This is a genomic window from Microcystis sp. CS-574 (assembly GCF_028329095.1).
In the GTDB taxonomy this organism is placed as follows: domain Bacteria; phylum Cyanobacteriota; class Cyanobacteriia; order Cyanobacteriales; family Microcystaceae; genus Microcystis; species Microcystis ichthyoblabe_A.
On sequence record NZ_JAQMSY010000064.1, the window covers coordinates 13,348 to 23,915 of the forward strand.

Annotated in this window: 1 protein-coding gene; it reads right to left on the bottom strand. The window is 39.3% G+C overall.

What is annotated here, in order from left to right:
• Positions 1-12: 12 nt before the first annotated feature.
• Complete coding sequence (locus PN470_RS04210) at positions 13-10,476, bottom strand: non-ribosomal peptide synthetase/type I polyketide synthase (protein ID WP_271938430.1); 10,464 nt, start codon at positions 10,474-10,476, stop codon at positions 13-15.
• Between the last annotated feature and the right edge of the window lie 92 nt (positions 10,477-10,568).

The following is a 10,568-nucleotide window of genomic DNA, read 5'->3' on the forward strand; positions in this document are numbered from 1 at the left end:
AATGGCTATTGACTAAAAATTAAAGTCTTCTGTGAACAGTTCCTGCCCCTCTTGAGTAAGATTTTCTGAGGAAGCTAAGGATAAGTTTATCAAAGGTTCATGGGCAAATTTTAAAACTTGCTCTAGCCAGTTTTTGAACAGATCTATGATCAATAAAATTCGCTCATGGATAAATATATCTGTGTTGTAGATTAGCTTGAGATAAAGTTCTTCTTCCTCAACAAAGATAAATTCTAAATCAAATTTAGCGGTAATCATTTTTGGGTCAATGGAGTTAACTGTAATTCCGTCCAAGGCCAGATCTACATTTTGATTATTTTGCAGGACGATTGCAACATCAAAGAGAGCATTACGGCTAGGATCTCGTTGTAAATTCAAATCAGATACGATCTGATCAAAGGGATAGTCTTGATGATCATAAGCCTCTAAAGTGGTTGTTTTTACTTTGCTAAGGACATCCGTAAAACTGTCGTGATCTGTTATCTGATCCCGCAGGACGAGAGTGTTAACATAAAATCCGATTTGATCTTCTAAATCAGGATGATTTCTGCCAGCGATAGCAGAGCCTATTGTAATTTCATTTTGCTCAGTATAACGGAATAGAAAACTCTTAACCAAACTAACTAAACCCATAAATAAACTGGCTTCTTGTGCTTTAACTAACTTCTCAAAAGTATCGATCAATTCGGGTTCAGGTTGCCATGTAATTGTATTTCCCTGAAAACTTTTAACAGGTGGGCGCGGATAATCAACAGGTAAGTTAAGACGAACAGGAACTGGAGTTAATTTAGCTAACCAGTAATCCCGTTGATCTTGAAGTTTCGAGGTCTCTAATTGACTTTCTTGCCAAGAAGTATAGTCTTTATAATGAATTCTAAGAGGGGGCATTAATTGGGAATTTTCTTGTCCATAGGCGTGATAATGGGTGAGGAAATCTTTAATTAAAACCCCTGCTGACCAACCATCAAAAATGATATGGTGCATATTAAACAAGACGATGTAATTTTCTTGACTTAGTTTAAGTAAGTTAACTTTAAGTAACGGTCCCACTTCTAAATCAAAAGTCGTTTTGGCATTATAGCTGATTGCTTCTTCGATCAGGTTTTCTTGTTCTGTGCTAACATAAGCTGTCAGGTCTATTTGTTTAATGACAAAGTTCATTTGATTATGGACAACTTGACGGGGTTGATTATTGATTAAAGTAAAGGTTGTCCGCAAAATTTCATGGCGTTGAATTAACTGTTGAAAGGCATTTTCAAAAGCATCAATATTGAGATTGCCCTTGAATTGATAAGCACTGGGCATTCCGTAGGCATTATGATTTTGATCTAGGAATTCTAAAGCCCAAAGACGACGCTGACCATGAGACATCGGATAAGATTTTTGGGGGGGAATTGCCGAAATGGGTTCTTGATAATTGTATTGAGTCTGGGAGATTAAAGTCGCCAATCCAGCAACGGTTGGAACTTTAAAGAAGTCAGCTAATTTTACGGATACATTTAGTTCTTTATGAACCCGGGTTACAACCCTTGATAAGAGTAGAGAATGACCGCCAATTTCAAAGAAGTTATCAAAAATACCGATAGGATGTTTAGAGAGAATTTTTTCCCAGATACTAACGAGATTGGATTCTAAATAATTCCGGGGTGCAACGTAATTAGAATTCACCAGAGATTTACCAGTTTCTCTGAGTTCTCTCAGGGAGTGCAGGTCAAGTTTTCCATGTCGAGTTAAGGGGAATTGCTTTAAAAAAATAAAGTAACTCGGAATCATATAAACTGGTAAAAATTTGGCAAGTAATTCTCGAATCTCAGCAATTTCTAGAGTTTTGTCTGTTTGACAGTAAGCAGATAATTGAGTTTGATTATTAACTTGAACGGGTAAAACAATCGCTCTTTCAATGGGAGCATAACGAGTCAATTGATATTCAATTTCTCCGGGGTCAATTCGATAACCATTGACCTTAACTTGATTATCTTTTCGTCCCATAAACTCAATGATACCTGGAGCAGTTTGTTTGCCTAAATCGCCGGTTCTAAAGAGAGTTTTTGTCTCATCAAGAAAGCTAGGTTTAAATTTTTCTTGAGTCATTTCGGGTTGGTTATGATAACCCGATGCTAGGGCGGCACCTTCTACACAAATTTCGCCGATTACATGGAGGGGAACGGGATTATTAAATTCATCAAGAACCCCTAAGCGATTGTTATGGAAAACTTGACCGAGGGGGATTTCGCTGTCTAAGTTTTCCTTGATTTCATACTGGGATACTCCTACACAAGTTTCTGTAGATCCGTAAACATTGCTAACAATTTCTGCCAGAAAACGTTTCCGTAAAGCTAAGGCAGTTTCCCGATCTAATTTTTCCCCTCCTACCGAGATATATTTTAAGCTGGAAATGGTTTCTCCCGGTTCAAGTAGCCCTAAGATTTCTCGATAGATAGAGGGGGTGGTATGTAGGGCATTAATTTGATTTTCTTGTAGGAAAGAAACCAAATGTCCTATATATTTTATTTCGTACATATATAGGGATGCACCTATGGTTAAGGGGAGAAAAATATTACGAATAGATGGATCATGTGTAACGGCAGCTGTGAAAATATAGCGCCATTCAGGATGTTTATCTAAATCAAAAGTAAGTCGTAAGCTTTGAATAACATTCAAAATTGAGATGTGACGGCCCATGACTCCTTTAGGATTACCAGTTGAACCTGAAGTGTAGAAAATATAGGCGGTTTGGCTAGAATTGCGAAATATTTTAGGCTCATCTTTGTCATATTTTTCAACAATAGGATCAATTTTATCTAAGCAAATTTTCTGCATTTTTTCAGGTAACTTAGAGATAAAATTACTCTCCGTTAGGCAAACATGACAGCCACTATCTTTTAAAATAAACTCAATGCGACTGTGAGGATATTGAGAGTCTATAGGAACGTAAGTCGCTCCAGTTTTAAAGGTAGCCAGAATCCCGATGATTAAGTTGTGATCACGCTGGAGCATGACCCCAATCACTTTTCCTACACCTAGCTGATATTCCTGCTGTAAATAATGGGTAAGACGATTGACTTTTTCATTTAATTCTTGATAGCTAAGGTTAATTTTTCCTGCAATTAAGGCGGGAGCATTAGGGGTTAATTTAACTTGAGCTACAAAGTCATCAATGATGGTGGCTTTCTCAGGGAGTTTGCGAGTTTTTCCGGTTAATTGTCTGAGTAACTTCTCTTGTTGGACTGGGGTTAATAAAGGTAACTGATAAAGAAGATGATTAGCATCGTCAATGATTCCCCTCAGCAAAATTTCAAAGCTTTCAATAAATTGTTTAATTGTCTCTTTTTTAAAGAGTTCTGTATTGTAATTGCAGTAAATAATGAGGTTATCATTAAGTTCAATTAAGTTAAATCCTAGATCAAAAGGTGTATAACCAATCGGTGACGGTGGCAAGGATACTTTTAAGTCTTTAAATTCAGGCAGAGTTAAACTAGGATCCATGTTAAAAGATACCGAAATGAGAGGAGAACGAGAAAAATCTCTAGGTAATTGTAAAGCTGCTAATAAATCCTCTAAAGTATAACTCTGATGGCGAAAAGCGTCGATCAGGGTTTGTTTAGTGTGTTGTAAATGTTCAATAAAAGAGGTGGTAGCATCGACTTGTATCCGCAGGGGTAAAAATTGAGAACAAAAGCCTACTAAGTTGTCACTACCTTCTATTTGTCGCCCAGAAATAGGAATACCAATGACTAAATCCTTATGACCAGAAATTCGACGCAAAAAAGCAGTATAAGCGGCGAACATCGTCATAAATAATGTAGCTTTATTTTTGCGTCCTACTTTCTGCAAATTTTGCCCAACTTCAGAGGGAATGACTTGACTTTCTTGTCCGCCAGTGTAGGTTTTAACGGCGGGACGGGGAAAGTCGGTGGGAAGCTCAAAGGTTGGGAGATCTTCCTGATAGGTTTTCAACCAAAAATCCCGATGCTCTAACATTTGTGGACTTTGCGTCTCTTGCGCTCGCAAGGTTAAATATTGCCGAAACTGCATCGGTGGTGTGAGAACCTCTTTAGTTGTGTTATTTTGGGATGAATAAAGTTGACCAATTTCCTGCAAAATTAATCCTAGTGACCAACCATCTGCCACAATATGATGAGTTTTTAAAGAGAGCAGATAATGGTCAGGTTTTAAGCGCATTAAAATCACAGCAAATAAAGGAGCAATCGACAGGTCAAAGGGTTTTTGGGAAAACTGAGATCGTAACGCTAAGGCCGTCGCTTCGGGATTATCTTCATCCTTAAAATCAATGAGGTTTAATTTAATGTTAACTTCATTGACAACTTCCTGTAATTCTCCTTGTTCTATAATTTTGGTTCGCAAAGCTTCATGGCGATTAATAACTTGATTAATCGTTTTTTCTAAAATGTAAACATCTAAAGAACCTAGTAATTCTAGAGATGTTGTGACGTTATAGGATGCTGAAGCATTACGGTCTAATTCAGCTAATAACCAAAGTTGACGTTGAGCTTCACTGGTGGGAAAGGACTGATTTAAAGATGGTAAATGTCCCCTACCATCTTCATCTTCAGAGAGGGGCTTTTTTTCTTCTTTCTTGACTTGAGGGCGTTTAGCATTAGCAAAAAAACCAGCTTGCTGTAATTCCGTAATCGCTTCTTTGACGGCTACTATAACTTTGTCTATATCTTCATTAGTATGGCAGGTGGAGAGAAAACAAACTCGTTTTTCCCATGTGTAGATTCCTTTAAGATTTAATAGGTAATAAAAGAGGGGTAATTCGATGGGTTGTAAGAAGATACTATAAGCTCCAAAAGGTTCAAAGCGGAATAAAGAGCCAAAATTAACAACCCGAATCGGAATGCCTATTTCTTGAAAAAACTGATTAACTTCGGTGGCTAATCGATGAGTTAATTGATTCACTTTTTCTTGAATCGTTGGACTGTTTTCCCGAAGATGTAAAAGCACAGCACGACAAGCAGCAAGGGCTAAAGGATGACGACAAAAAGTTCCCCCAAAAGCGGTTAACTCGGTTTGGGGATGAGAGTCATCTCCGTATTGCCAGAAACCGCCGTCAACGGTATCTAAGAAATCTGCTTTACCGCAGATCATACTAATTGGTAAACCTCCTCCAATGGCCTTACCATAAATGACTATATCAGCTTCAACATTGAACCATTCTTGCGCTCCTCCCGGAGCAATCCGAAAGCCGGTAATAATTTCATCAAAAATGAGTGTGATCCCTTTTTTATGGGTTATTTGTCGTAGTTTTTGCAGAAATTCTTGAGGCTGTAAATCGGGTTTGCGACTTTGAACTGGTTCGACTAATACGGCAGCTAAATCATCAGCATGAGTAGCAATAATATCGAGGCTTTCTTCAACTCCATAACTCAAGACTATTATGTCTTCAACCATTCCTAAAGGAGTGCCTAAACTTAAGGGTTGAGTCGTGGTTTTATCTTCTCCTACTCGTGCTAAGATGCCGTCAAAAGTTCCATGGTAGGAGCCAGCGAACATAACGATTTTTTGACGTTTTGTACGAGAGCGAGCAATGCGAACAGCGGCCATAATCGCCTCGGTTCCCGTATTACTAAAAGCGACTCTTTCGACTCGACCCATTTCACTAATTAAAACGGCGGTTTCGGCAGCCAGATTTGACTGCATTCCTAAACTTATTCCTCGGTTCATTTGTTCTTGAACCGCTTCAATGACAAAATCCGGACTATGCCCAAAAAAGTTAACCCCAAACCCCATAGCTAAGTCAATATAATTATTGCCATCAATGTCCTTAAAATAAGCCCCTTGAGCAGATTCTGAAACAATGGGATATTGAAATTCTTTTAAGGCCATGCGGAAGTCAATGGTCGGTTTAACATCCACCATTGTCTTACGGCTATTTTGTGAATAGGCTTTTGATTTGGCGGTTTTCTGGTTATAAATACTCTGTAAATTTTGAATAAAGGCTTGTTGTTGTTCGGTTAAGGATTTGTTCTCAGTCAGCTTTAAAGCTAAGGGGTTTAAATTGGGAGAACTAGGTTTCTCAGGAGATTTGGGCTTCTCTTGAGAAACCGGAAGGTAAGTTTCTATCTTAGAGCTTTGGGTAGGAATGATTTGAGTCTGATTCGTTAATATTTCGGGGGCTATACTGGGGGAGACAGGGGCAGTTTGAAGAACTTCTAATTGCTTGATAATGGTTTTCTCATGGAGGTCTTTTAGGTCTTTTAAAGATTGTAATTGAGCCATCATTAAGGCTTCTTTACCGGAGCTTTCACCAGAGACAGTGAACTTAGGAATTGCAGGAATTGAGAGGGGTTCATCTGGCACACAAGCAAGAATTAATTCTTGGCCATTGTTAATGGGAATATTGTTTTGTTTAGAGAAACTATTCGCCGTAGCAAACCCACAACTTTTTAAAACGGAACACCAATTTTCACCCCTTAATAAGGGTGTATCTGAGCGTAATTGTTGATCCTGAAAGCGCCACCATCCGGGGGTTAATCCAAAGGTTAAATTCAGCCATGAGTTATTTTCTACGGTTTCGAGGAGAACTAAGTAACCACCGGGGCGCAGCAGTTCCCGAATATGGGTTAGAGTTTCTGTAATATTTCGAGTCGCATGAAGGACGTTAGCGGCCACAACAATATGATAATTACGAGCAGGTATCCCCTGAGAAATGGGGGACTTTTCAATGTCTAGTTGATGAAAGTTTAGGTTATATTTTTTCTGAAATTTTTGCCTAGCTTGATGCAGTAAGAAGGGAGAAACTTCGCTAAAAGAATAAGTGACATGATCGAGGTTTAAGTGGTGAAGAATTGCTTCTGAAGTAGCACCAGTTCCTCCTCCTATTTCGAGAATTTGATAGGGGCGATCACTATTAGAAAAGTTGGTTAAAATCTGGTTAATAGCTTGGGCGACTCGTTGATTCATCAATCGAGATACGGGAGAATTTCCATAAATACTTTCTGCATGAGCAACGGAACCTTCTGGGAAAATTAATGTCAAGGGGTCTATATTTCCCTTGAGAACTTCCGCTAAATTTTCGCCGCAGCGTTGCAACATTTCTAATTCAGGTTTTGCAGATGGACAAGTTTTTTCTAGCTTTTGTAGGGCTTGGGGTAAGGAAAAAGACTCAGGCAAGTTTTTGACAGTCCAAATATTCCCTTGATTGTGAAGAACATTAGCTTGCTCTAAATCCTGCAAATAACGATTGAGCAAAATGTGATATTTACGAGCAACGGGTAAGGTTTGTCTTAGGGTTTCTATTGTCCATTGTTCCCCTTGATTAAGTTTTTTCCCTAAGGACTCTAAGGCCCTGATGATATAGGCTGTAGCGATGGGTTGCAATTGCTCAATGACTTGCAAATAATTGCTTAATTCTGTCTCATCATTGATAACTTTAGTTGTTATTTCTGAAGCATTTTCTAAGGGTTTTTCGTTGACAAATTGGCAGAGGTATTCGGCAATATCAGCAAGAGTTTGTAAATCGGTAAAGAGTTGATCTATTTTCACTTTGACTTGAAATTTTTCTTCGACTTTGCGAGAAAAGTCAGTCAAGATAATTGAGTCTGCTCCTAAGTTTAGTAATGTCTCATCCTCTGGCAGATCGTTCTCATCTTCTTTCAGAAGTAAAGCCAAAATTGATTTTAATTGATTACGGATTTCCTGTTGATGTTTTTGCATATTGAAAACTGTGGTTTCGGTATCGGTAAGGTTAGAGGTTTGTGCGTCTAGGAATATTTTGTCAATGCTCTGATTTTCCGTTCGAGGATTAGGCTGAAATTGGAAAGGTTTCCTTTGAAAGGGATAGTTCGGCAATCTGACTTTTTTATAGCCATAATTTCGATTGAATTGTTCTGGATTGAAAGGTGCACCATTTAGGTAGAGTTGTGCCAAGGCTGAAAGAATTGTATGCCAGTTATCTAAGCCACGATTGAGAGAACTTAACCAGATGACCTCATCTTTATAACGACGACCTTGTTCTGCTAGTATTGGTCTTGGTCCCACTTCTAAAAATAGGTTATATCCCTTGTTGAAAGCGGTTATTAAACTCGACAAAAATCTTACTGGTTCTCGGCATTGTTTACTCCAGTAAGCGGCATCTGGTGCATTTTCTAAAAGCTCTCCATCAAGTCCTGAAAGTAGCAGAATTTGGGGGCGTTGATAATAAATTTGACGAGCCTCTTTTTCAAATTCTTTTAAAATTGGCTCCATTAAAGGGGAATGAAAAGCCTGAGTAACGGGAAGATATTGAGCGGGAATTTTTTGCTTTTTGCAGGTACTAATAACTTCCTCAATGCTGGCACTTTCTCCAGCAATAACAATCTGTTGAGGGTGATTAATTGCAGCTATTGAAACTGTTTGAGTATAATTTTTAATTAGGGAACTTACTGTCTCTTCATCAGCAAAAATTGAAGCCATTTTCCCAGAGGTTGTGGTTTGCATTAATTGCCCCCGCTTGACAACTAAGGCGAGTCCAGCTTCTAAGCTAAATACTCCTGCGATACAAGCTGCTACATATTCTCCCACACTATGGCCAATCAGTAAACTGGGGGTAATTCCCCAAGATTTCCATAGCATTGTTAGGGAATATTCTAGGGCGAATATAGCCGGTTGAGCGTAAGCAGTTTGATTGAGTAAATCGGTCTGTTCACCAAATAATATTTCAGTTAAAGGATGGTCTAAATACTTCGACAATATTTCGGCACATTGATCAATATATTGACGAAATGTCGGCTGAGTTTGATATAGTTGATGCCCCATGCCAGGATAACAAGCCCCTTGCCCTGTAAAAAGAAAAACAATTTTAGGGGATTTTTCCGATGTAAAACGTTGATAAAAAGTCAAATCATCAAGTGGTTTTTCTTCAGCAAAAGCGGCTAATCTTTGTTGTAATTCTCGACAAGTATCGCCAACAATGGCTAAACGTTCAGGTAAATCTATCCTCCCGACGGCTGCACTATAACAAATATCTCCAATTTCAGGACGAGATTCTAGGAGGGTATGGAAGCGTTTGGCTAATTCTTTTAAAGCGGTTTTGTTGTGGGCTGAAAGGGTTAAGAGATGACTGGGAAGTTGTTGTTGAATTTCTGAGATTTTGCTGACGGGTGCTTGTTGAACAATAACATGGGCATTTGTGCCAGAAAATCCAAAAGAACTTACCCCAGCTATGGGGACTTTATTGTTATTCGGCCAAGGTATATTTTGAGTAGGAATTTTAATAGGATGGTCTTCCCAATTAATCAGAGGATTAGGGGTTTGGAAGTGAAGATGGGAGGGGATTTCACCCTGTTGAAGAATCAGAATTGTTTTGATTATTCCGGCCATGCCAGCCGCGGCTTCAAGATGACCGATATTGGTTTTGACTGAGGCGACATAAAGAGGGTCGGAGCGCTTTCCATAAACTGAGGCAATGGCATTCAATTCGATGGGATCTCCTAAAGAAGTGCCTGTGCCATGAGCTTCTATGTAGCTGACATCTTCAGGGACTATTCTGGCATCAACTAAAGCTTGACGGAGCAATTCTTGCTGGGCGGGTCCACTGGGTACGGTTAAACCGGCAGCAGCCCCATTATGATTCACCGCCGAACCTCGCAACAGGGCAAGAATGTGATCCCCGTTTTTCTGGGCTTCTGATAAAGTTTTTAAGATTAAAACCCCACAGCCTTCCCCTCGCACATATCCGTTAGCAGAGGCATCGAAGGTTTTGCAACGCCCATCGGGGGACATCATTCCCGACTGAGAAAGACTAATCGTAATTGCGGGTTCTAAAATGAGGTTTACCCCACCCACTAAAGCGAGTTCACATTCACGATTTCTCAAGCTACGAATCCCCTGATGGACGGCTACTAATGAGGATGCACAGGCTGCATCAATCGAGAGACAAGGACCGTGAAGATTGAGAAAATAAGAGAGCCTTCCGGCGGCGGCGCTTAGAGCATTGCCACTGCCAAAAAAAGAGTCAATTTGATCATAGTTTGTGCCGTAAACCTTCAGGGCATGATCAATGCTAGTAATCCCCACAAATACCCCTACTTTATTATCTGCTAAATTTTTCAGAGGTAAATTGGCGTTTTCTAACGCTTCCCAAGCAACTTCTAAGAGTAACCTTTGTTGAGGATCCATGGAGGCTGCTTCTTTTGCTGAAATCGAAAAGAAACGAGCATCAAATTCTGTGATATTCTCTTGAAGAAATCCCCCATAAGCGGTGTTCATTTTTCCTAAAGTTGGTTCTTGAGAATACAGTTTTGAGATATCCCAACGGCTTTTAGGGACTTCCACTATAGCATCAAGCCCGGCTTGACAAAAACTCCAATATTTTTCTGGGGAATTAATACCTCCAGGAAAACGACAAGCCATCCCAACCACCGCAATAGATTCACTTTGTCTCGTTTCTAATTCATTGATACGAGCCTGCATGACCTCCATTTTGCTTAAGGTCGTTGCCATTAATTTTTTGTAATCTATACTCTCAACCATGCCCTATTCTCTATAATTTCTAAATTTATACGCCGTTAAACATAAATTAGGATGCTGTGCTATCAGTAAATATAAACCCAAATTTAACCCCA

Bases quoted from the DNA above. Each gene is read 5' to 3' on its own strand.
- PN470_RS04210 (WP_271938430.1), bottom strand. From the start codon at position 10,476: ATGGTTGAGAGTATAGATTACAAAAAATTAATGGCAACGACCTTAAGC.